This window comes from uncultured Psychroserpens sp. (assembly GCF_947500255.1).
Taxonomy (GTDB): domain Bacteria; phylum Bacteroidota; class Bacteroidia; order Flavobacteriales; family Flavobacteriaceae; genus Psychroserpens.
Genome location: NZ_CANMRL010000001.1, coordinates 673,869 through 698,597 on the forward strand (window position 1 = coordinate 673,869; position 24,729 = coordinate 698,597).

Sequence of the window (24,729 nt, forward strand, 5' to 3'; positions counted from 1 at the left end):
TATGAACGATAAAATTAAACTCGCCTGCATTATTGACGATGATAGTATCTATGTGAATTTGATAAGGAAAATTATAGAGACTAAAAAACTATGTGACAACCTTCTTGTATTTAATGATGGTAAAGATGGCATAGAATATTTTGAAACCATTCTTCAAAACCTAGAGGATGAATTCATTCCAGAGGTTATACTACTTGATTTGAATATGCCTGTTATGGATGGTTGGGAATTTATTGAACGATTCACAGCGATAAGGAATAAGATTAAAAAAACAATTACACTTTATGTAGTAAGTTCTTCCATTAACCAAAGTGATATAGCTAAGGCAAAATCACTATCAAGTGTAAAAAACTATTTAGTAAAGCCCGTAGAAATAGATCAGCTAGAAGCTGTATTTACAAAAACTGCTTAAGATCTAAAAGCGCGTTTATTAAAGAATATTAAAATTCCTATACCTGTACTTATAGCCATATCTGCTATATTAAAAACGGGGTCAAAAAAACTGGCTGAGTTTCCACCAACAAAAGGCAACCAATTTGGCAATTTTCCTTCCCAAATAGGAAAATGCAACATATCTACCACACTACCATGAAATAGCGAGTCATAGCCTTGATCTGGTAAAAATGTAGCTACTTGACCATCACTGGAATCAAATATAATCCCATAAAACACAGAATCTATAATATTACCTAAGGCACCAGCTAGAATAAGTGAAATAGCAAAAATTAAAATCTTAGGACTTTTACTTTTTATAGATGTATGTAGCCAATAACCAATGCCAAAAACAGCTATAATTCTAAATGATGTCAAACACACCTTTGCTGTCCTATCAGAAATGGAAGGAATAAAATCACTAAGTTTTGTTCCCCAAGCCATACCATCATTTTCTACAAAGGCAATTTGAAACCAACTTAAGACCTCTACTTTTTCCTTTAGAGTAAAATGGGTTTTAATATAAAACTTGCTTATTTGATCGATAAGCAAAATGAGAATGATAAGAATAGTAGCTTTTTTTAAAGACATTTTTTGGGTTTAGGCATCAACAAAAATAGGGTTAATATTGTAAACGCTAATTAATACATCTAATTGTAGTATATAAAAAAACGTCTCATAAATTTATGAGACGTTTTTTTATAGTGATGTAAAATTATTTCTGCATGTTCTTTGCTTCAATACTAAGTGTAGCATGAGGCACTAATTCTAGGCGCTTTTTATTAATTAGCTTTCCTGTAACACGACAAATACCATATGTTTTATTCTCAATACGAATTAGAGCATTTTTGAGATCACGAATAAACTTTTCTTGTCGAATTGCTAATTGAGAATTTGACTCTTTGCTCATAACTGCGCTACCTTCATCAAACGCTTTAAACGTTGGCGACGTATCGTCTGTACCATTATTATGGTCATTCATATAAGCGCTTTTGATCAACTCTAGATCATGTTGTGCTTTTTCTATTTTTTCTTGAATAAGTGCTTTAAATTCACTTAAGTCGCTATCTGAATATCTTATTTTGTCAGGCATAATTTCTACATTTTTTTAATAAACAATTTGGTATTTACATCATCAAAAGCAATTTCTATACCATTATTTAAGTCCTCTAAAATCTCTAACTCATCGGTTAATGTTTCTGTTTTAATGTACTCTAAATTTGTGTTTATCGCGTTAATAATTTGATCATCTTTTTTAAACTGTACTGCAATCCTATCGGTGAGCTCAAATCCAGAATCCTTACGTAAATTTTGAATTCTGTTTACCAACTCTCTTGCAATACCTTCTTTCTTTAAATCTTCAGTTAAAGTAACATCTAAAGCAACAGTTAATGCTCCAGCGCTTGCGACAAGCCAACCCTCAATATCTTTAGAAGTGATCTCAACATCAGATTGTTCTAAAGTAATGTTTTTTCCATTAACTTCAACGTTTAAAACACCATTTTGCTCGATTTTTTTAATGTCTTCAGCCGTAAAGTTGTTAACTGCCTGAGCCACAGCTTTCATGTCTTGTCCAAAACGTGGCCCTAAAACTTTAAAGTTTGGTTTTATTTGTTTCACCAATATATCTGAAGCATCTTCCAGAACCTCAACATCTTTGACATTTACTTCGGACTTGATTAAATCTGAAACCGCTAATATTTCTTCCTTTTGGGTTTGATTATCAATAGGAATCATGATTTTCTGTAAAGGCTGACGCACTTTAATCTTTTCTTTAGCTCTTAACGATAATACCAGTGAAGAAATTGTTTGAGCACTTTCCATTTTACGTTCTAAACGTTTATCAACATAAGATGCATCATATTGAGGAAAATCTGCTAAGTGTACACTTTCAAAATCTTCTTTGTTAGTCACGGCATTTAAATCCATGTACAATCTATCCATAAAGAAAGGTGCAATTGGCGCTCCTAACTTAGCAATAGTCTCCATACAAGTATATAGTGTTTGATATGCTGAAATTTTATCAGATTGATAATCTCCTTTCCAGAAACGTCTTCTACTTAAACGCACATACCAGTTACTTAAATAATCTTGTGTAAAATCTGAAATCGCTCTTGCTGCTTTTGTTGGTTCATATTCTGCATAGTAATCATCTACTTTTTGAATCAATGTATGCAACTCGGATAAAATCCAACGGTCAATTTCTGGTCGATCTGCTAAAGGAATATCAACTTCAGAATACGTAAAATTATCTAGGTTTGTATACAAGGTAAAGAAGGAATAAGTGTTGTATAATGTTCCAAAGAACTTACGTTTCACTTCTTCAATTCCATCCAGATCAAACTTTAGATTATCCCAAGGATTGGCATTCATGATCATATACCAACGAGTGGCATCTGCTCCATATGTTCCTAGGGTTTCAAATGGATCTGTAGCATTACCTAAACGCTTAGACATTTTTTGTCCGTTCTTGTCTAAAACCAATCCGTTAGACACTACATTTTTGTAAGCTACAGAATCAAATACCATTGTACCAATAGCATGCAAGGTATAAAACCAACCACGTGTTTGGTCGACACCTTCAGCAATAAAATCGGCAGGAAATGATTTTTTATCATCGATCAATTCTTTATTTTCAAACGGATAGTGCCACTGTGCATAAGGCATAGAACCAGAGTCGAACCAAACATCAATTAGATCACTTTCACGTTTCATAGGTTGACCGCTTTCAGATACTAATACAATGTCATCAACTATATTTTTATGTAAGTCTATTTTCGCATAATTCTCATCTGAAAAATTTCCTACTTCAAAACCTTCGAAGATATCTTTAGCCAAGACACCTGCTTTAACAGCTTTAGTCATTTCAGTTTTTAACTCTTCAACGGAACCAATACAAATTTCTTCTTTACCATCTTCGGTTCTCCAGATTGGTAATGGAATTCCCCAATAACGTGATCGCGATAAATTCCAATCGTTTGCATTAGCTAACCAGTTCCCAAATCGTCCAGTACCAGTAGACTCAGGTTTCCAATTAATCGTTGTATTAAGCGCATGCATTCTATCTTTGACATCAGTTACTTTAATAAACCAAGAGTCTAACGGATAGTACAAGATAGGTTTGTCTGTACGCCAGCAATTTGGATAACTATGTTTATATTTTTCAACCTTAAAGGCTTTATTTTCTTCTTTTAATTTAATGGCAAGTTCAACATCAACTGAACGTTCTGGTGCTTCACCTTCTGCGTAATATTCATTCTTCACATATTTACCAGCAAACTCGTTTAATTCTGGTCTAAAACGACCTTGTAGATCGACTAATGGCACTAAATTGCCATTATCATCTTTCACTAATAAAGGTGGCACTTCTGGTGTTGCTTGTTTAGCAACCATGGCATCATCTGCTCCAAACGTTGGTGCTGTATGTACAATTCCAGTACCATCTTCGGTTGTAACGAAATCTCCAGAAATCACTCTAAAGGCATTTTCCGGATTATCGTTTGGTAAAGCGTATGGTAATAATTGTTCATAAGTTATTCCAACTAAATCTGAACCTTTAAACTCCTTAACCACATAATACGGTATCTTTTTATCTCCTGAATTGTAAGCTAACAAGTCTGATTTTTCTTCAACTAAATTATACTTTCCAGAGAACTGATAGTTTACTAATTTCTTAGCTAAGATTACGTTCATTGGCTGAAACGTATATTGATTGTAAGTTTCCACTAAAACATAATCAATTTTAGGTCCAACAGTTAACGCTGTATTACTTGGTAATGTCCAAGGTGTCGTTGTCCATGCTAAGAAAAAGATATCACCTTCATTTTGCAAAAAGTCTGGCAAAGAGGATTCATTAGCCTTAAATTGTGCAACCACAGTGGTATCGGTCACATCTTGATACGTTCCTGGTTGATTTAATTCATGAGAACTTAACCCTGTTCCAGCTTTAGGCGAATACGGCTGAATTGTATAGCCTTTGTATAATAAGCTTTTGTCATAAATTTGTTTGAGCAACCACCAAACACTTTCCATGTATTTAGGATCGTAAGTTATATATGGATCATCCATATTTACCCAATAGCCCATTTTTTGTGTGAGGTCATTCCAGACATCGGTATAACGCATGACGGCTTTACGGCAGGCAGCGTTATAATCTTCGACAGAAATTGTTTTTCCAATATCTTCTTTGGTAATACCGAGTTCTTTTTCTACACCAAGTTCAATAGGTAAACCATGAGTATCCCAACCTGCTTTACGCTTTACTTGGTAGCCTTTCATGGTTTTATAACGTGGAAAAATATCTTTAATCGCACGTGCTAGAACGTGGTGTACTCCAGGCAACCCATTGGCAGATGGAGGCCCTTCAAAAAAGACAAAAGGCGTATGACCTTCTCTCGTAGAAATGCTTTTTTCAAAGATGTTATTTTCTTGCCAATAGTTGAGGATGTCTTCTGCAACTTTTGGTAAGTCAAGTCCTTTATATTCAGGAAATTTACCGTTCATGATATCAATATTCTAATCGCGTCGCGAAATTAAGGAATTTTAGGGAAAATTGAAGCAGTATTAAAGAAAAACGATAGGGGAATTAAAGCATTTCTAGAGTTTTTGAATATTCTTTTATAAGTGAATTTTCAAAACTGCCAAGTTCTTGTCTAATAGCAAACATTACACGTAGAGCATCACTATATTTAGTTTGAGAATTGAAATCAAAAAATTTGTCTAAAAAAGTATCTCTAGTTTTATTTAAGCCTTGTTGAACCGCATAAGTTTTAGTTAACTGAGCAGCAACTTCAATATCCATACTTGATAATAAATTACTGTATTTTGCCATTTCAAACATTGCATTTGATAATTGCCCATCCCCAACTCCTCTCCAATTGGGAAATCGTTCATCAAAGTTCCTGTCAAATAAATTTTCTTTTAAAACATCTTTAGTGAGCAAAGGATACAAACTGTCAAGTGACTTATTAAATTTTGTCCTATTATTTTGAGCATTTTTTACAGTCTCTAAATTAGAAGTGATCTCTTGCTTTATATTATTTAGTACTTCTTTTTGATTGTTTTCCAAATTTTTTGAAGCGTTCCATTCTGAAGCTAAAATCCCAAGAAAGACTCCTAGTACAACCAAGGTAAGTTGAATTAGATATTCTGAAATTTTAGATTTCTTTTTCATTCGGTTTTAATTGAATCACTGTTAACGTTTAAAGTTCTAAATTTAAGAAGTTAATATAAATAAAAAAAGCAAGGCCAATTAAGACACTTGCTTTTTTTTCAGCGGTTTGCCGGGATTAGGGGCTCTTTTAATTTATAATTATCTTTTTAGTTTCTACACGTGATCCCATTTTGAGATATACCACATAAGTTCCGGTACTTAAATTTGAAACTTCTATTCCGTTATCTAACTCTTGAGCCGTAAGGTTTTTATACGCTCTTACAGATTGTCCTAAAATATTTAGAAACATCAATTGGTCGACATCTGTTTGCAATCCTTTAGCAAATAATTTATCTGAATCGTTATTAAAATAAATTAAGTTATACTGATAGTCATCATCATTGGTAGATAAAGACTCTTGTTCAGATTGGAATACAATTTCAAATCTGTTATTAAATTCGCCTTCATCAGAAGAAAACTCATAAGCTAAATCAGACTTAAGATCGAAGTATGTTCCTGTAAGGTTATCTTTTAGGTATATCGCTTGTTCTTCTTCAAAATTTTCAAATTGTGTCGCTTTAATTTTATAATTGTAGCTTCCAGATGCCATTAACGACAATGGTACTATTTTATCATCTGATATTGCACTATAAGCTTGCATGGTCATGAATTGATTTTCAAAAATCAAGTTAAGATCATCTTCATTTTCATCTACATTTTTAGCATCATAACCATAGTCGTAATCATCTGATGTAAAGTTGCTAAACCCTAATAATAATTCACGTCGCGTTGCAGGACCATCTACTGAACTAAACTCTAATCGAACTTTTTGCATAATTGGTTCTTCTGTAGTTTCATCTGAAATTGAACTATCCTCTTCAGTATTTGCATTTCTGAAGAAAATTGAACCATTATTATAGTTACCTGCGTAATCAGATTCTTTTTTAAAGACTCTCTGACCATTATTGAATTCAATAGTTCCGTCGGCAACAATTTCAGTCATAAACCCTTGTCCAACTGGCAAATATCTAGTTGGTGTTTTTGTTCCATCCTGACTTCCATTATTAGCGCCTTCAATTCCAACAAATTGATATGCTCTAACCGATCCCATTTTATTAACCTGAGCATAACCTCCATCATACTCATCTAAGTTATGTGATGTTCCGCTCCACTGTTGCCATAATTGTAATGTTCCATCAATAACACCAGCATTATCATCAATAAATTGGTGAATATCTAAAGCAGATGCATAAGGGTTTCCTAATAAATAATCGGTTTTAGATACAGCAGGTACTGATCCATTTCCGCCAGTATCAATTACATCAATTAAAATGGTACCATTATTTGGTTTTCCTTCAAAAATAAATTGTTGGTTAGAATCTGAAGTTCCTGTTCCTTTTTGTGTGTAACCCACTCCAGGTTCTACTGGACTTGTAGGTGTTACAGCAGACCAATCCCAATATTCAATTCCGTTTTTATAAGAATACAACCAGCTTATACTGACTTTTCCAACTTCATCGTAAGCACTTGTAAACTCCACAGCACTACCATCTCCTTTTTTAAGCATATTTAGCCTGTAATCTGAATTGTTTGGGTTGTTAGTATTGGTATTATTATCTGCTAGTGAGGTAGCTCCTAATTGACCAACAGGAGACGACCAATAGTTATACCAATATACGCTTGAATTTCCTTCTTGACGTCTTAATATTTTACCTGTAGCCGAGGTTACCAAATCACTATTAGATCCTTGAATTAATTGCGAATCGTTTGAAAGATCTATAGTTCCATCGAGTTTTAAATATTTTGAAACATTGAGTTGTAAATCTGTACTATTATCTCCAACAGAGAATTCATTATTGCTATCAACAATCAACCCTAGCGCTAGTATTCCTTCTTGTGAATCTAATGATGTTATAAGATTTACATCATTTTTAATGTGGTAAATCCCCCAACTTATAAGTTCATCATCTCCAGACGAAGCTGCTTGTGTTATTTCATCTCCTGGAATGTACCAAACATCACCATGCAACCATGTATCTTTATGATCCCACCTTCCATTTTGTTTTGTTTCAAAAGGCATTGGAGCTGTTTGTTCTTGAATTGTAGTAATGTTATACATCTTTGCATCTCTTGCTTTTGGAGAGTGGTCTTTGATGATATTTGTTTGTACATTACTAAGTGGATAATATAATTCTAAATTAGACCAGTCAACGTTATCAATAGTATTTTCTATGATCGCTCCTTTTAATTGTCCACCAACATTTTCGATTTCTTGGTATACAATCTCTTGAATTTCTTCTTCAGTCAAATTTGTATTAAAAACTCTTATTTCGTCAATCGCTCCTTTAAAAAAGCTTGATGATAAAAGTGTTTCTCTATTCCCTATTCTAAAGACTTCTTCATCTGATGTCGTAGAACTTGTAAAAGCCACAGCATTAATTAAATTTGTTGAAAATGCTTCCTCTCCATCCAAAAACAAATACGCTCTATTATCAGTAAAAGATACCTTTACAGCGATATGACGCCATACATTTCGTTCTATCTCTAAAGTAGATTTATAAATCGTTCGGCTTGCAATTGCGCCAGTTGATTTAACAAACTTAATGGTAGCGCGAATCTCTTTATCTGTGATATACACCTCTATAGCGTTTTCTTCTCCAAAGACAAATTTTTCGTTAGTATCTGATGCATTAGAATCACTTTTAACCCAAGCCATTAGTGTTACACCATCGGTATCTGTTTGAGTTATTGGTGAAAACACTGAAGTTCCAACAACATAATCATCTACACCATCAAAATCAAGCGTAGCAGAAGGTGGTGGGTTAGTGTTGAACAAATCACGATAGTCTAAGTCTCCTCCAGTATACAAATCACCATCGGTATCTGGTAATACTGAAGATTCTGGCGTATTAATATCATCATTAACATCAAGAGGGTCATTGGTATTACTTCCTTCAAATAGCAAATCTAAACCATCATTATCAGCATCTGAAAAAGAAGAAATATTATCGGCCATTCCGTTTTCTTTAATATCTAATAAGCCATCATTATCTGTATCTAAATCTAATACATCTGGCGTGTTATCATCATCTGTATCTACTGTAATAATTCCTTCGCCATATGCTGTATCTATACCAAACTTACTAACACTTCCAACTGGTGCTACATATCCTAAAGTCGTTTGACCTTCAACGTTATCTGGTATACCATCATTATCACTATCTAAATCTAAGTGGTTATATTTTCCATCATTATCAAAATCTTCTCCAGTAATAATGACTAATGAATTAGCATTAAAATCTAAAAATTCACATTGGGTAAAAGACATACCAAATTGACGTTTAGTAGTTGAGCTGCCGGTTTTGATTCCTTGCATTCTCATAGTAAATGAATTACCAATAAATTGATAATACGCTCTTAGTACTTTCAATGTTGAAAAACCTGGTCCTTCTTGCAGTCCAGAAGCACTAATTTGCACATCACTACCTACTGGTAAAACTTCCAAAGAAGTAGGATTCTCAGTTCCATATGCTGCAGGATTGTAGTAAACAACCGATTCTTTCATACTACCACTACCATCACAATCCCATGTAATTCCATTAATTCTAAATATTTCCGTTGAAGGTGTTGTTGTTCCAGAATTGACAACAGTAAATTTAAATGTTACTCCAGGAGTACCTACACCTGTAAGATTTAGTTCTGTTTGCAAGTATGTAGGATTATCTACGGTATCAACATCTATGTTTGCAATGGTTGCATTGGTCATTTCAGTAACTTCCATGAGAACATCATACCCTTGGATGGCATTTCCAAATCTGTATACCGAACCTACTAGGCCTTCAGCAGCAGTACTAGCTGCGGCATCATAGCTTCCATTTTCGAATTTTAATTCTGGTAAAGTACATTCGAACCTATCTTGACCAAGGTTTTCTGCTCCATCAGTAATTCCATCTCCATCATCATCATAATCTAAATAATCTGCATAACCATCTTGATCTGTATCTAATTGAGCATTACAAGTTGCGTCACCACCAGATACATTAAAAAATACGGTTGAACCAGTTGTACTAGCACTGGTACCATTGTCATTAATAACTTGAACTCCAGCTACTGTTACAGTAACATATCCACTTTGCCAACCATCATTGGCAATATCGTACATTTTGATGTAGTAATTATTACCATTGGTAACACAACCTAAATCATATTTCGCACCATATTGGTCGGTAACACCTGCTTGAGTTGAAACATAGCATTGGTTATCATCACAAATAGTGGCAATCAAATCGTTTGCTGTGTTGTAAATCTCAACTTTATTTTCGAACGAATTGCCACCCCATTTTACAGTGATTTGAACATCTGAGTTCTGGGCAATATTTTTATTACATATAAAAAATATGGCTAGCAGGCATAATAGTAGTTTTGTTCTCATAATATTATAGTTTGGGACTATTTAATTATGTACTACTTAAATTTTAGTCTAATGGATTTTAACTTTGAGGGAAGTTTAATTATCTTAAAACCTTATGATTAGTTTTAAAATACAACACAATAATAGTACTTCGTATGAGAACGCGAAAAGCAAGTCCGTGTCTTATTCGATAAACAAATAATAAAAATCGATAAAGTGTATTTTGTCAATAATGAAATGCCTAAAATATCGATTAAAAACACTCGTTTTTGTGAAGATTTATACTTTTAATTATCTAAAACACAAAACATTATTTGCAGATTAGTCTAAAGTGTATAAATAAAAAAAGCAAGGTCTGTATGACACTCGCTTTTTTTCAGTTTGCTATTAATTAGGGATTATTTTTAGTTATCAACTGATATGCAAACGTAGTTAGTATTCTTTAGAAATGAATTAACCTATGTTAATTTTCGTTATAATGTTTTCCTAATTCTACTTAATTGCACTGGAGTGATGTTTAAGTAAGATGCTATTTGGTATTGAGCAATTAGATTATCGATATCTGGTATCTGTTTTTTTAGAATTTTATAACGTTCGGTAGCATTTAAGGACATCGATTCTAATTGCTTTTTTTCGTAGATGATAAAAATGTACTCCAAAACCCTATTATATAGATTACTGAGTTCTATATTGGTATGGCTTAGTTTTAAAAACTCATGAAAATTAATTTCAAAAACTTTACAATCCGTTAATGCTTCATAACATAATAATGAAGGTTTCTTTTGTAAAATAGAAGAAAATGGCGCTACAAAACTTATGGGAGAGAATATGTTTTTTGTAAACTCTTTTCCAGACTCTAAGGTTTGAACAGCTCTCATTAAGCCTGAAGTTAAGAAAAGCACTTTATTGCTCATTCCTCCTTGTTTTGCTGTCTTTTCACCTGCTTTAAGCGTTTTTTTTACAGCAAGGCCTTGAAGAATTTTAAATAGCTCTTCAGAGACATTAAATTTTGACTTTAAAAAATCAAAATTTGGATTATTCATAATGTAGGACTTAGTGTTGGTATACCTACAAGTTTGAAATTTCTATTGGCGAACACAAATAATACCTACAAAATGACATAAAAAAAGATAATGTGTAAATTATAACACTAAACAATCCACTCAACTAAGTCTTCAATTTTAGAAATCAATTGAATTTTAATTGATGTCTTTTTTAATGAAATTTTATTGTACTTAGATACAAAAATAGTTGAGAAACCTAATTTTTCGGCTTCTAGAATACGTTGCTCTACACGTTGAACAGGACGAATCTCTCCAGAAAGACCAACTTCGGCAGCAAAACAAAAGTCTTTTTGCAAAGCCTCATCTTCATTTGAAGACAAGATTGCGGCTACCACAGCAAGATCAATGGCTGGATCATCAACCGTAATTCCACCTGTAATGTTTAAAAACACATCCTTAGCTCCTAACCTAAACCCAGCTCTCTTTTCTAAAACGGCAAGTAACATATTTAACCGTTTGGCATTAAAACCTGTAGCACTTCTTTGAGGTGTTCCATAAACAGCGGTACTCACCAATGCTTGAACCTCTATCATTAATGGCCTCATACCTTCAAGTGTTGCTGCAATAGCATTACCAGATAGTTCTTCGTCCTTAGCCGAAATTAAAATTTCAGAAGGGTTAGAGACTTCCCTTAATCCAGTACCTTGCATTTCATAAATACCAAGTTCATTCGTAGAACCAAATCTATTTTTATGAGCACGAAGAATTCTAAAAACGTGATTACGATCACCTTCAAATTGTAGGACAGTATCCACCATATGCTCTAATATTTTAGGCCCTGCTATATTTCCATCCTTAGTAATATGTCCAATCAAAATAACTGGAGTTGCTGTTTCTTTAGCAAATTTGATTAGCTCGGTCGTACATTCCTTAATTTGCGAAATACTTCCAGAAGATGATTCTATATAATCACTATGTAAGGTTTGAATGGAGTCGATAATGACCACATCAGGTTCAAGCGTAGTAATTTGCTTAAAAATATTTTGAGTTTTTGTTTCGGTAAGTATATAACAATTATTAGCATTTGGATTAATGCGTTCGGCTCGCATTTTTATTTGTTTTTGACTTTCCTCTCCCGAAACGTATAATGTTTTATAAGGCAGTTTTAATGAAATTTGTAGTAATAATGTACTTTTCCCAATACCAGGCTCGCCTCCTAAAAGCGTTAAAGATCCAGGAACAATACCACCTCCAAGCACACGATTAAACTCATCATCCAACGTATTTAATCTAGCCTCCTGTGATGTGTCTATCTCATTTATTTTGAGTGGTTTTGAAACACGTTTTGATGCATTGGTTGGTGTTTTCCAATCACTCTTTTCGGGTTTTTGAATAACCTCTTCGGTGATGGTATTCCACTCTTTACAGGATGTGCATTGGCCTTGCCATTTGGCATATTGGGAGCCACAATTTTGGCAAAAAAAAGTCGTTTTGAGTTTAGCCATATTCATTTTCCGAAGACATTCGGAAAGGTTTGAATTAAAATTTCAGCTAAATTAAACTATTTTTAGTTGATATCTTTAAACCAACTAATGAGAGCTAACATTTTTACAGCTATAACTTTTGACGGTATATTAGAAAACAAGAATTTCTTTATTTTACGATAAAGCCACTCAAAGAAATAATCTGTAGAATATATACTTATTTTAGTTTTCTTCATCTTCATCATCTTCTGTTTCTGTATCATCTTCAACCACTTTTAACCCTTCTACATGCGACATAATAAACTCACGGTCTATATGAGCCATATCCTCAAGGGTAAGTGCAGATTCGTACAATTTGACTGCTTTTTTCGTTTTTCCTAATTTCTCTGCATATAATGCCATATGGTAGGTGCCAAATGATGAACTAGGATTTAATTTATTTGCTAATTTTCCAATTTTATAAACCGATTCTAAGTCATCTCGTTCTTCAGCTACAGTAATCAGTTGTTGAAGCTCTACTTCGGAAATGGGCTTAAAAATTCCAAATAAATCATCAATACGTTTATATCTATCTACAATATAATCGTCTAATGTTCCATCGTAAGGGAACACTTTTTCTTTGAGCTCTTTTTCATCTATAGGCTTGTACAGCTCAAAAATTCGATCCATTGCCTTTGACAATGCGCCAGTAACTAATTGATAATGAGAATCGCCTTTAAGCTCATCATAATAATACGTTAGCTTTTGATTATCTAAAGCCTTTATGCTATTATCTGTATCTCTAACAATATCCCTAATAGATTTTATGTCTTTATCTGAAGTTGCCATATAATAAAATATGTCATCCTCAAGCCATTCTAATCGTGTAGCTACATTTTGACTCATAGTTCCTTTAAAATCAGGACTTATATTAATGTAAGCTTGAAACACTGGTTTTTCGTGAAATAAAAATGAATTGATGAAATTGCCCATAAGATTATGGCCAACAGCAACTTTAAATTTACTGGTATTGTAATTGGCATCTATATATGGTATTAACTCTTGATCTACGAACTTGTAAAAACGATCTCCAGACTCAAAAGGCAATCCAGACACCTCATCGAAGTAACTGTCGTAGAAACGCTCTTTACCTTGAACTATACCAACTATAATCGACTCTGGCATTTCATCAAAATGTGTTTGAAAACTCACTTGACCACATACAGGTTCAAATAAATATTCACCATCAAATACAATAATAACTGGGTGTTTAAGCTCAGATTCAGGATCATAATTATCTGGAAGCTTAATTTTTAAATCTCTAGTTGAGTTTAATTTTCTAGATTCATATTTCTCGTAAATGACCTGTGCAGATATTTGAGCACAAAAACATAAAGAGATGACAAAAAGTAAGGCATTTTTCATCTTAAGTAGGTTAATTTAGGGATTGTAAATATACCTAAATTAAGTTAAAATGCCAATTTATTCGATGAAATGCACGATTTTATTTAATCCTGATCTTGAATATCATAAATTAAATCTAATAACATATCCTTAGATATAAATTCTGACTCTTCAAGTAATAAACCAGATTGATAACTTTGGAGTGCCTTTTTAGTGCTTCCTATAAAATCATAATACTGACCAGAGTAATAGGCACTAATCATAGACTCTGAATATTCTTTTTTGGCTAATTTTGACAAGTTTTTAAGTGATTCTTCATCATTTTTCTTTTTGCTCGCAGCAAGAACAGCTCTAAGGTCATTCTCTACGACCTTTTTTTCAAATCCATAGAAAAACTCAATATCCTCATATTTTTTCATAAGGTATTCATAGGGACTGCCTTCAAATGTGAGCATTTTTTCTTTATACTCTTTTCGATTTATAGGTTTAAATAAACTAAAAATTTCATTGACTGCTTTTGGAATACCTAGACCAACTAATGAATAGTGATCAGCATCTGTAAAATCATCAAATCGATAGTGTAGTTTTTGATTCTCAATTGCACTTAATGCTGTATTCAATGTCAAAATATCTTCTCGCAAACTTTTCACATCATTATCAGCAGTTGCCAAATAGTAAAACGTATCTTCTACTGTGGTCGATAAGCGTTCTTGTAATCTACTAACCATTTCAGGTGATAAATCTGGACTAAAAGCAATGTAACCTCTAAATAGTGGTTTATCTTTAAATAACCAGTAATTTATAAAATTTGCGCTTTGATCATGTCCAGCAACGATTCTAAAATCTGAGGTAAGGTAATTGTCGTTTATATATGGTATGAGTTCCATACCTATAAATTCGAAAAATTGTGCACCACCTTCATTAGAGGGAAAATTACTTTCTATACTAAAAGATAAATCTTCATCTCTAGTTTTTGCTTGATTAACACCAACAACAATAGATCTTGGCATATCTCCCCAATACGAATGGTAGTCTGTATTTCCAATCACAGGTTCAAATAAATAGTCACCATCTAATACAACAATTAAAGGATATAAAATATCACCTTCAGGATCGTAATTTCTTGGTAACTGAATTTTAATCTCTCGAGATTCTCCCAATTTAGAGGACTCTATAGTCTCGTAAATGACTTGTGAAGTGGCCGTTTTAAAGAACAGTCCACATAGTATAAATAAGATGGTTTTATTCATGACAAGCTAGGTTTAATAATAAAGCAAGGTAAAAAATTATTTAATTCTATTGTAAATTGGCAGATATATAAAAGACAAACTTCCAGCAATTATGATCATAATTGTTTGCGAAGACCACATAATCCAACCAAAAGCAAAACTTGGATCTTTAGCAATTCCAAATACTGTAAACGCTGCCATAACTGCCGCTGGATAAACAAAAATCCCTCCATTTGTTGCTGCAATGGTAAAGCTTGCTGAAATAAAAGCTACTAAAATTGCACCAATACTCACTTTATCCAAATCTGGAAGTGCAAATGTGGTGACATAAAACATCAAAACATACATTCCCCAAATAAATAAAGTATGCCCAATAAATGCCCATTTATATTTCATCTTGAAGATACTCAACATACCTTCAACTAAACCATTAAAAAAGGATTTAACTTTTACAGCAAATTTAGATTGACTTCTTTTGATAATCATGAAAACCAAAGCCACTAATAAAATGCCAATTGAACCAAACAAAACAAGTTTTCTAGGCTGAAATGATTTTTGAAGCAACTCCACAATGAAATCAAATTCTAAAACCAAGGTAATAGTGATAATACCTATCATAACTAACAAATCTGCTATGCGCTCTGCGACAATAGTCCCAAAGCTTTTTTCGAAAGGGACATCTTCATAATTTGTTAGTACAGCAGCACGTAGCACTTCACCAGATCTTGGAATACCATAATTGGCCAAATATGTAATGAAAACAGCCATAATACTATTAGGCAGTTTTATTTGATACCCCAAAGGCTCCAAAAGATATTTCCAACGGTAAGCTCTAGACAAATGGCTTAAAAATCCAAAAAAGACACCCAATGCTATCCACCAATAATTTGCCGATTTCACAAATGGGATGATCGTTGAAACTGGTAATTTTGAAAAAGTATACCACCCAAAGAAAACCGCTAAAGCTAGCGGAATAATTAACCTTAGGCGTTTTTTAAGTTTCGGACTCAAAAGTTTATTTTAAAAGATTAGTCGCTTCATCAGGAAACACCAAAGAAGGCTTAAACACTTTAGCATCTTCAATATCTATAAACGCATAAGTAATTAGAATAAGTGTATCACCAACAGCTACCTTACGAGCTGCTGCACCATTTAGTGTAATTTCACCACTATTTCGAGGTCCTGGTATACAATACGTTTCTAAACGTTCTCCGTTGTTGTTATTAACAATTTGAACTTTCTCACCCTGAATAATATTGGCTGCCTCCATTAAATCTTCATCGATAGTAATACTACCAATATAATTTAGGTCTGCACCTGTTACTTTTACTCTGTGAATCTTGGATTTTACTACTTGAATTTGCATGAGGCAAAGATAATTAATTTAGTGCGATATTATCAATAAGTCTAATATCATCTGCATATACTGCAATAAATGCTCTATATGATTTTTTGTTTGACTTTCGTTTTACTGTTTTTAGGGTTTTCACATCAGCAATAATGAAATATTCTAATTCTAATAAGTCATGCTTAGCAAACTGTTTAGTCACCCATTTTGTAACAGCATTGGCACTTTTTGTGCCAAACTTTTCTTTAGCCGTGTTCAAAGTTTTATAAATAAAAGGTGCAGCTGCTCTATATTCTGGTTTTAATCTGGTATTTCGAGAACTCATTGCTAAACCATCTTTGGCTCTGAATATTTTACAACCATTAACCTTTACCGGAATACTATATTTTTCAACCAATTTTTTAATAATCATCAGTTGCTGAAAGTCCTTTTCTCCAAAATAAGAATTATCAGGTCTCACAATTTCAAAAAGTCGTTTCACAATAGTTCCTACACCATCAAAATGACCATCTCTAAATCGGCCTTCCATTTCGTGCTCTAAACCATCATAGGAAAATGATGTTGAAATCACATTGTTACCATAAATATCTTCAACTGTAGGAGCATAAACAATTATTTTTTCTTCGGAAATATTTGAAAGTAATTTAACATCGCTGTCCAAAGTTCTAGGGTATTTTACAAGATCTTCGTTGTTATCAAATTGCGTCGGATTCACAAAAATACTTACAACAACAAAGTCATTGTGCTTTAAACCTTCAATTATTAATGAAGCATGTCCTTGATGTAGTGCACCCATTGTAGGCACAAAACCAAGTGTTTTCTTATCAGACTTAATTGTATTAACAAAGGCTATTAAGTCTGTTTTATTTTTAAAAATGGTCATACAATAACAAAAGTTTAACAGCCTGCAAACTTAATATTTTACTAGCAATCTGCATAAATTTTTGTAATTTTGCATGTTTTTTATTTTTAATTTCTAAAACGATAAATTTATGAAAGATAAGAGAATATTGTATGTGTCATCTGAGGTTGTACCATATTTGCCAGAAACTGAGATTTCTTCAATGTCATTTGAAGCTCCAAAAATGGTGAACAAACAAGGAGGACAGATACGAATATTTATGCCGCGTTACGGAAATATTAATGAAAGAAGACATCAACTTCATGAAGTTATCAGGCTTTCTGGTATTAATCTGGTAATCAATGACCTAGATATGCCTTTAATTATCAAGGTAGCGTCAATTCCGAAAGAAAGAATTCAAGTATACTTTATTGACAATGAAGAATATTTTAAAAGGAAAGCAACGTTAACTGACGAAGATGGAAAATTATTTGATGATAACGATGAGCGTGCCATATTTTTCGCCAAAGGTGTCATTGAAACTGTAAAAAAATTAAACTGGTCTCCAGATATTATCCATGTTAATGGATGGTTAGCTTCTTTACTTCCTTTATACCTTAAAGAGTTTTATAAAAATGAACCTTTATTCACTGAAAGTAAAATTGTGACTTCAGTATACAATCAAAGCTTTGAAGGAACGTTAGATAAGGACATGATTAATAAAGTAAAGTTCGACAACGTAGACGAAAGTAAAATAGAATCTTTAGCTAACCCTACTTATACTAACCTAATGAAGGTTGCTATAGATCATTCTGATGCATTGATAAAAGGGTCAAGTGAATTACCTAATGAGCTGGATACCTATCTAAATGCTGCCGACAAACCAGTTCTAGATTATTTCCCATTAGAGGATTTTGCTGACCACTACACAGAATTTTACAATACTAAAGTTTTAGATTAGTAAATACATTTATGAAAAAAAATAAAATTGCTTTAAGAAATATAGCAGTATTAGCACTTTTAATTAGTTCTTTTATTGCTTGTGACAAGGATTTTGCAGATATCGATTCAGATATTATCAACGATGATAATGCAACCCATTTCAGTACAACATCTCGAGACTTTGATGTGATAGCATATACGAAGTCCTTAGACCCTGTTCAAACAAATGGTCTACCTATAAACATGTTAGGTATCTACAAGGATAATATTAATGGTGGATTTACAACAGCTAGTTTTGTCACAGAAGTAGAATCATCTCTTATAAATCCAACATTTGGCGAAAATGTAGTAATGGATTCTGTAGTATTAAACATCCCATATTTTAGTAGACCGATAGAGCTTGATGAAGATGGGGGAACAATTTACGAATTAGACTCAGTATTTGGTGGTGGAAAAATCAAGTTATCACTTTTTGAAAGTAATTATTTTTTGAGAGACTTTGATCCTTCGGGTGAAATTAGTGACCCTCAAAATTATTATGCTAATATGAGTACAGGAATAGATTTAATTGATTCAAATCAATTGGAAGCTGTTCCTTTAGAATTACTAGTAGATGAAGACGGAAACACAGATCTAGATTTTGATGAGTTCGCACCTAGTCCATTACAAATTGAACTTAGAGATGAAGAAGGGGAGTTAACTAATAGACTTGCTCCTGGATTAAGAGTAAAACTTGATACGACATATTGGAGAACGAAAATCATAGACAAAGAAGGAGAACCTGAATTGAGTAATTCTAATAATTTTAACGATTACTTTAGAGGGATTTACTTTAAAGTTGAAGCCGTAGATGGTGAGGGAAATATGTCTCTTTTAAACATTACAGCACCTGCTTCAAATATTACGATTTTCTATACTAGAGATAGTGATGTTGAAGGAGCAGATCCAATTAATGCGACATACACATTAAATTTTAGAGATAACCGAGTGAATTTTATTTCGAACGATTTTACAATTCCAGATGGAAATGAAACTACAGGTGATGAAAATTTAATTTTAAAAGGAGGTCAAGGTTCAGTAGCAGAAATCAAATTATTTAATGGTGATGATATTGATGATGACGATACTAATGAGAATGCATTCGAAGCCTTCAAAAATGAATTTGTTGTTACAGATGCCGAAGGTAAATTTGTAAGTAGTAAAAAGCTTATCAATGAAGCTAACCTTGTATTCTTTGTAAATCAATCTATTGTAGATGGTGATGAACCAGAACGTTTATATATGTATGACGCTAACAATGGAACACCCCTTGCCGATTATTTCTTAGATAATGCTAACACATCCTTTCCTACGTTCTCTAGAATCAACCACCTTGGACGATTACAACGCGTAGATGATGATCCAACACAAGATGGTATTAAATATAAAATCAAAATAACAGAGCACATCAATAACTTATTACTAAGAGATTCGACAAATGTCGCATTAGGTTTAGCCGTTTCAGGAAATATAAATTTAGAAAACAGCAACTTTCTTTTTGATGTTCTTAACGGAACCGATATTGAAGAAGGCACACCAGTAAGTTCAATTATTACTCCTCGAAGCACTGTATTGTACGGAAACAACACGTCCAATGAAGAAAAAAAGTTATATTTAGAAATATTTTTTACTGAACCAAACAACTAAATCAATATGTGCGGAATTGTCGGTTACATAGGACATAGAGAAGCCTACCCAATTATTCTGAAAGGATTAAAACGATTGGAATATAGAGGTTATGATAGTGCAGGTATCGCACTATACGACGGAACAGACATCAAGTTGTCTAAAACTAAAGGTAAAGTTTCCGATTTAGAAACAAGACTTGAAAATGAAATCTCAACTCATGGTTCGTTAGGTATAGGTCATACACGCTGGGCGACACATGGTGTCCCAAATGACATCAATTCTCATCCACATTATTCTAATTCTGGAGATCTCGTAATTATTCATAATGGTATTATAGAAAATTATGAGTCTCTAAAAAAAGAATTAATCAAAAGAGGTTACAATTTTAAATCTGATACAGACACCGAAGTTTTAGTTAATCTCATTGAAGATGTTAAAAAAAACGAAAACATCAAACTAGGAAAGGCAGTACAAATTGCTTTAAATCAAGTTGTAGGTGCTTATGCTATTGCTGTTTTTGATAAAAACAAACCTAACGAAATTGTAGTGGCTCGCTTAGGAAGCCCTCTAGCAATTGGTATTGGTGAAGATGAGTTTTTCATAGCAAGTGACGCCTCTCCTTTTATTGAATACACAAAAAATGCGATTTATCTTGAAGATGAAGAAATGGCTATTGTTAGACGCAATAAAGGTGTGAAAATTAGAAAAATAAAAGACGACTCTTTAGTTGATCCTTATGTTCAAGCTCTTCAATTAAATCTTGAGCAAATTGAAAAAGGTGGATATGAACATTTCATGTTAAAAGAAATATACGAACAACCTAGTGCTATCTTAGATACATTTAGAGGGAGACTACTCTCTAATGAAGGTATTATAAAAATGGCAGGTGTTGAAGATAACATGAAAAAATTCTTAAACGCACATAGAATTATTGTTGTCGCTTGTGGTACGTCATGGCATGCTGGATTAGTATCTGAATATATTTTTGAAGACTTAGCTCGTATTCCTGTAGAAGTAGAATACGCTTCTGAATTTAGATATAGAAATCCTGTGATAACTGAAAATGATGTGGTCATTGCAATTTCTCAATCTGGTGAAACTGCTGATACGCTAGCTGCCATTAAATTGGCAAAATCTAAAGGAGCCTTTGTATTTGGGGTTTGCAATGTTGTAGGTTCGTCCATAGCTAGAGAAACTCATGCTGGAGCATATACGCATGCTGGACCTGAGATTGGTGTGGCATCTACAAAAGCATTTACTACTCAAATTACTGTGCTTACTCTTATAGCTCTTCGCTTAGCTAGAGCAAAAGGTACCATATCAAGTTCAGACTATAGACATCATTTGATAGAGTTAGAGCTAATTCCTGAAAAAGTAAAAAAAGCACTAGAATCTGATGCTTATGTAAAAAGCATTGCTGCCATTTATAAAGATGTCCATAACTTCTTATATTTAGGAAGAGGCTACAATTTCCCTGTTGCTCTTGAAGGCGCATTAAAACTCAAGGAAATCTCATACATACATGCCGAAGGGTATCCTGCTGCTGAAATGAAACACGGACCTATTGCATTGATAGATGAAAATATGCCAATAGTAGTTATCGCTACTAAAAAAGGACATTATGAAAAAGTGGTAAGTAATATCCAAGAAATAAAATCTCGAAAAGGAAAAATTATAGGTATTGTCACCGAAGGAGACAAACAAGTAAAAGGTTTAGCCGACCATGTTATTGAAGTTCCAGAAACAATTGAGTCGCTAACACCTTTATTAACTACAATACCTTTACAATTATTATCGTATCATATTGCCTTAATGCTTGGTAAAAATGTTGATCAACCTCGTAATTTAGCAAAAGCGGTTACTGTAGAATAAATTAGACCTTAATTATTACCTTATATACTGAAGCTGAAAATGTAAAATTCACATTTTCAGCTTTTTGTTTTATAAAATATTCAAAATACACCCGTTTTTTTTGTTAAAAACTATTATGCGTGCATACTTTTTTTGATTTTTTTCATTTCAGTATCATTTAATTATTTATATTGCTTTACTAAATTTAACTAATTCCCTAAAATGAAGACAATTTTTAAGATTATGATGCTGTTTTGTTGTGCACTTACCTTTGCACAAACAACAGTTAAAGGTAAAGTCGTTGACAATAATGGTATTCCTCTAGCAGGAGCCAATATCCTTGTTGTAGGTACGACTACTGGAGCGATTACAGATTTTGATGGTAACTACACCTTAGTAGTCAATCAAGACCCTCCTTTTTCAATTCAAATAAGTAGTGTTGGTTTTGATACCGTTACTAAAGAAGTAACTACAAATCCTCAAACCATAGATGTTACTATGATTGAAGGAACCTCTCTAGATGAAGTCGTTATTTCGGCTTCTAGAACTCCAGAACGAATTTTTGAATCACCAGTAACTGTAGAGCGTTTTGGTCTAAAAGAAATTAAGAATACAGCTTCGGCCGATTTCTACGGAGGTCTAGAAGATCTAAAAGGTGTAGATGTCAACACCAACAGTTTAACATTTAAATCTATCAACACAAGAGGTTTTGCCACATTTGCTAATACTAGATTTATGCAATTAGTGGATGGGATGGACAACTCTACTCCAGCCTTAAACTTTCCAATAGGTAACTTAGTTGGTATGACAGAAACCGATGTTTTAAGTGTCGAACTTCTACCTGGTGCATCTTCTGCACTTTATGGAGCAAATGCTTTTAACGGTATTTTGTTTATGAGAAGTAAAAACCCTTTTGATCACCAAGGTATTAGTGGTTATATTAAAAAAGGTATTACATCTCAGGAATCTGCAGGAGACAACGATTACACAGATTTAGGTTTTAGAGCAGCCTATAAATTCAGTGATAAATTCGCTGCTAAAATCAACTTTGGCTACTTAAAAGGAACAGACTGGGCAGCAACTAGTGAAGTCGATAATGACATGGTTGGCGGAACAAGAGCTAACAATTTAAACTATAATGGTATTAACGTTTATGGTGATGAAGTATCAGCAAATATTAGAGGATTAGCTGGTGGTGCAGGTATTGTACCTGATGTATCGGTGAGTAGGACAGGTTATAACGAACGTGACTTAACCAATTATAACGCCGAAAGTATTAAAGCAGATTGGGGATTATACTATCGCCCAATTGAAGGTAACAGTTTAGAACTATCTTACGTAGGTAAGGTTGGAACTGGATCAACAATTTACCAAGGAACAAATAGATATAATATCAATGGGTTCTTCCAAGAGCAACACAAACTTGAAGTTAGAAATGATAATTTCTTCTTGAGAGGTTATGTAGTTGCTGATAAAGCCGGAGATTCTTATGATATGGTATTTACAGGAATTAACATTAACAGAGCATGGAAAAGTGACGAGCAATGGTTTGGAGAATACATTAATACTTATGTTGCTCAAACACTAGGAGGAGCAACAGATGCACAAGCACATGCTGCTGCAAGGGCTCAGGCAGAATCTGGACGTTTTGAACCAGGATCTCCTGAATTTCAAGCAGCATTTGAAAGAAGTATTGATGACCCAGATTTAACTACTGGATCAAAATTCCAAGATGCTTCTAAATATTACCATGCCGATGGTAACTACAATTTTAGCCATTTAACTGATTTTGCTAATATCCAAGTTGGTGGTTCTTTTAGACGTTATAGTTTAAATTCTGGTGGAACAATCTACACAGATACTGATGGTCCTATTAACTACTCTGAATTTGGGATTTATACTCAAATACAAAAAGAATTTGACCTCAATGAAACTATGGAATTGAAATTAACAGGGTCTGTTCGTTATGATAAGTCTGAATTTTTTGATGGTTTCTTCTCACCAAGATTATCAGCTGGTTTAACAGTTAATCAAAATCATAACATAAGAGCTTCTGTACAAACAGGATTTAGAAACCCAACAACTCAAGATTTATTTATTGGTTTAGATGCTGGTAGAGCTATTTTAGTTGGTGCAGCTCCTGATAACTTAGAAAGATATGTTAGAGACTACTCTATTAGTGCAGCAGGACAAGCCTTAGGTATTCCGGCTTCTGTAACTCAAACAGGTGCAGCTGCATATAACAACTCTTATACCTTAAGTTCTGTTTTAGCGCTTCAAGAATCAGGAAACCCTGCAGCACTTGAAATTGGTAACCCTAGTTTGGTAGAACCTGAACAAGTGATCTCATTTGAAGCTGGGTATAGAGGAAAATTTGATAAATTAATTGTAGACTTTAGCGCCTATTATAACAAATACAAGGATTTCATTTCTCAAGAAGTTGTTATCTCTCCATTATATGGAACTGTTGGTGATGGGTCGTTATCTGTTGCTGCAATTGCAAACGGTGATTCTCAAGCCTACAGTACTTACACAAACTCTGATGCTGATGTTAATTCATATGGAGCTTCTCTTGGATTATCAACTAAAGTATTTAATGGTTTTGATTTAGGTGGAAGTTACACTTTCACAAAACAAGATTTTGATCAAGCTGCTAATCCAGATTTCATGACAAACTTTAACACTCCAGAGCATAAGTTTAAAGCCTCTTTTGGTCATACTGATTTATTCAAAAACTTCGGTTTCAATATTGCTTACAGATTTAGTGATGACTATTTCTGGGAAGCGACTTTTGGAGAAGGTGTTGTACCAGAATTCCATGTCTTAGATGCACAAATAAATTATAGAGTTCCTAGCTTAAAATCATCATTTAAAGCTGGTGCAACTAACTTAACAGGTGATGAATACTTTACTGCTTTTGGTACTGGATTTATTGGATCTATGTACTACGTATCTTGGACGATTAATAACTTATAAAAATTACA

Annotated in this window: 17 protein-coding genes; 5 read left to right on the forward strand and 12 right to left on the reverse strand. The window is 33.4% G+C overall.

The genetic code is table 11. The annotated features are described in order from the left end of the window. Window position 1: 1 nt before the first annotated feature. Window positions 2–412: a response regulator gene (locus Q0783_RS02855; RefSeq protein WP_298893151.1), complete on the forward strand. Its 411-nt coding sequence runs from the start codon at window positions 2–4 to the stop codon at window positions 410–412. On the opposite strand, the gene Q0783_RS02860 is transcribed toward Q0783_RS02855, so the two are convergent. From Q0783_RS02860 to panC, 12 genes are all read right to left on the reverse strand, one after another. Next, entirely contained in the window at window positions 409–1,023 is a 615-nt protein-coding gene (locus tag Q0783_RS02860; protein WP_298893153.1) for a lipoprotein signal peptidase, read from the reverse strand. The genes Q0783_RS02855 and Q0783_RS02860 overlap by 4 nt on opposite strands. 124 nt (window positions 1,024–1,147) lie before the next feature. Further along, window positions 1,148–1,525: a TraR/DksA C4-type zinc finger protein gene (locus Q0783_RS02865; protein ID WP_230934329.1), complete on the reverse strand. Its 378-nt coding sequence runs from the start codon at window positions 1,523–1,525 to the stop codon at window positions 1,148–1,150. Between the two features lie 5 nt (window positions 1,526–1,530). Next, window positions 1,531–4,935 carry an isoleucine--tRNA ligase gene (gene ileS / locus Q0783_RS02870; protein WP_298893155.1) on the reverse strand — a complete coding sequence of 1,135 codons (3,405 nt, stop codon included), beginning with the start codon at window positions 4,933–4,935 and terminating at the stop codon, window positions 1,531–1,533. 82 nt (window positions 4,936–5,017) lie between these two features. Beyond that, on the reverse strand, window positions 5,018–5,605 hold the full coding sequence (locus Q0783_RS02875; protein WP_298893157.1) for a hypothetical protein: 588 nt from the start codon (window positions 5,603–5,605) through the stop codon (window positions 5,018–5,020). A gap of 127 nt (window positions 5,606–5,732) precedes the next feature. Beyond that, window positions 5,733–10,016 (reverse strand): LamG-like jellyroll fold domain-containing protein, encoded by a 4,284-nt coding sequence (locus Q0783_RS02880; protein WP_298893159.1) that lies wholly within the window; start codon window positions 10,014–10,016, stop codon window positions 5,733–5,735. 452 nt (window positions 10,017–10,468) lie between these two features. Then, on the reverse strand, window positions 10,469–11,038 hold the full coding sequence (locus tag Q0783_RS02885; RefSeq protein WP_298754156.1) for a Crp/Fnr family transcriptional regulator: 570 nt from the start codon (window positions 11,036–11,038) through the stop codon (window positions 10,469–10,471). Window positions 11,039–11,145: 107 nt separating this feature from the next. Next, complete coding sequence (radA, locus tag Q0783_RS02890; protein WP_298893161.1) at window positions 11,146–12,504, reverse strand: DNA repair protein RadA; 1,359 nt, start codon at window positions 12,502–12,504, stop codon at window positions 11,146–11,148. A gap of 201 nt (window positions 12,505–12,705) precedes the next feature. Further along, entirely contained in the window at window positions 12,706–13,887 is a 1,182-nt protein-coding gene (locus Q0783_RS02895; protein WP_298893163.1) for an alpha/beta hydrolase-fold protein, read from the reverse strand. Window positions 13,888–13,970: 83 nt separating this feature from the next. Continuing rightward, complete coding sequence (locus tag Q0783_RS02900; protein WP_298893165.1) at window positions 13,971–15,116, reverse strand: alpha/beta hydrolase-fold protein; 1,146 nt, start codon at window positions 15,114–15,116, stop codon at window positions 13,971–13,973. Window positions 15,117–15,152: 36 nt separating this feature from the next. Continuing rightward, entirely contained in the window at window positions 15,153–16,106 is a 954-nt protein-coding gene (locus tag Q0783_RS02905; RefSeq protein WP_298893167.1) for a lysylphosphatidylglycerol synthase transmembrane domain-containing protein, read from the reverse strand. A gap of 4 nt (window positions 16,107–16,110) precedes the next feature. Further along, a complete protein-coding gene (gene panD / locus Q0783_RS02910) occupies window positions 16,111–16,461 on the reverse strand; it encodes an aspartate 1-decarboxylase (protein ID WP_230934337.1) in 351 nt (116 codons plus the stop codon). Window positions 16,462–16,474: 13 nt separating this feature from the next. Beyond that, entirely contained in the window at window positions 16,475–17,326 is an 852-nt protein-coding gene (panC, locus tag Q0783_RS02915) for a pantoate--beta-alanine ligase (protein WP_298893169.1), read from the reverse strand. A gap of 109 nt (window positions 17,327–17,435) precedes the next feature. On the opposite strand from panC, the gene Q0783_RS02920 reads away from it, so the two are divergent. From Q0783_RS02920 to Q0783_RS02935, 4 genes are all read left to right on the forward strand, one after another. After that, on the forward strand, window positions 17,436–18,245 hold the full coding sequence (locus Q0783_RS02920) for a glycogen/starch synthase (RefSeq protein ID WP_298893174.1): 810 nt from the start codon (window positions 17,436–17,438) through the stop codon (window positions 18,243–18,245). Between the two features lie 11 nt (window positions 18,246–18,256). Further along, window positions 18,257–19,912, forward strand: coding sequence for a DUF4270 domain-containing protein (locus Q0783_RS02925; protein WP_298893176.1), 1,656 nt, complete (start codon window positions 18,257–18,259; stop codon window positions 19,910–19,912). A gap of 6 nt (window positions 19,913–19,918) precedes the next feature. Further along, entirely contained in the window at window positions 19,919–21,766 is a 1,848-nt protein-coding gene (glmS, locus tag Q0783_RS02930; RefSeq protein ID WP_298893178.1) for a glutamine--fructose-6-phosphate transaminase (isomerizing), read from the forward strand. A 201-nt stretch (window positions 21,767–21,967) separates the two neighbouring features. Beyond that, on the forward strand, window positions 21,968–24,721 hold the full coding sequence (locus Q0783_RS02935) for a TonB-dependent receptor (protein ID WP_298893180.1): 2,754 nt from the start codon (window positions 21,968–21,970) through the stop codon (window positions 24,719–24,721). Window positions 24,722–24,729 lie beyond the last annotated feature (8 nt).

Bases quoted from the DNA above. Each gene is read 5' to 3' on its own strand.
- Q0783_RS02920 (WP_298893174.1), top strand. From the start codon at position 17,436: ATGAAAGATAAGAGAATATTGTATGTGTCATCTGAGGTTGTACCATAT.
- Q0783_RS02935 (WP_298893180.1), top strand. From the start codon at position 21,968: ATGAAGACAATTTTTAAGATTATGATGCTGTTTTGTTGTGCACTTACC.
- Q0783_RS02880 (WP_298893159.1), bottom strand. From the start codon at position 10,016: ATGAGAACAAAACTACTATTATGCCTGCTAGCCATATTTTTTATATGT.
- Q0783_RS02895 (WP_298893163.1), bottom strand. From the start codon at position 13,887: ATGAAAAATGCCTTACTTTTTGTCATCTCTTTATGTTTTTGTGCTCAA.
- Q0783_RS02885 (WP_298754156.1), bottom strand. From the start codon at position 11,038: ATGAATAATCCAAATTTTGATTTTTTAAAGTCAAAATTTAATGTCTCT.
- Q0783_RS02900 (WP_298893165.1), bottom strand. From the start codon at position 15,116: ATGAATAAAACCATCTTATTTATACTATGTGGACTGTTCTTTAAAACG.
- Q0783_RS02875 (WP_298893157.1), bottom strand. From the start codon at position 5,605: ATGAAAAAGAAATCTAAAATTTCAGAATATCTAATTCAACTTACCTTG.
- Q0783_RS02925 (WP_298893176.1), top strand. From the start codon at position 18,257: ATGAAAAAAAATAAAATTGCTTTAAGAAATATAGCAGTATTAGCACTT.
- Q0783_RS02860 (WP_298893153.1), bottom strand. From the start codon at position 1,023: ATGTCTTTAAAAAAAGCTACTATTCTTATCATTCTCATTTTGCTTATC.
- glmS (WP_298893178.1), top strand. From the start codon at position 19,919: ATGTGCGGAATTGTCGGTTACATAGGACATAGAGAAGCCTACCCAATT.
- panC (WP_298893169.1), bottom strand. From the start codon at position 17,326: ATGACCATTTTTAAAAATAAAACAGACTTAATAGCCTTTGTTAATACA.
- panD (WP_230934337.1), bottom strand. From the start codon at position 16,461: ATGCAAATTCAAGTAGTAAAATCCAAGATTCACAGAGTAAAAGTAACA.
- radA (WP_298893161.1), bottom strand. From the start codon at position 12,504: ATGGCTAAACTCAAAACGACTTTTTTTTGCCAAAATTGTGGCTCCCAA.
- ileS (WP_298893155.1), bottom strand. From the start codon at position 4,935: ATGAACGGTAAATTTCCTGAATATAAAGGACTTGACTTACCAAAAGTT.
- Q0783_RS02865 (WP_230934329.1), bottom strand. From the start codon at position 1,525: ATGCCTGACAAAATAAGATATTCAGATAGCGACTTAAGTGAATTTAAA.
- Q0783_RS02855 (WP_298893151.1), top strand. From the start codon at position 2: ATGAACGATAAAATTAAACTCGCCTGCATTATTGACGATGATAGTATC.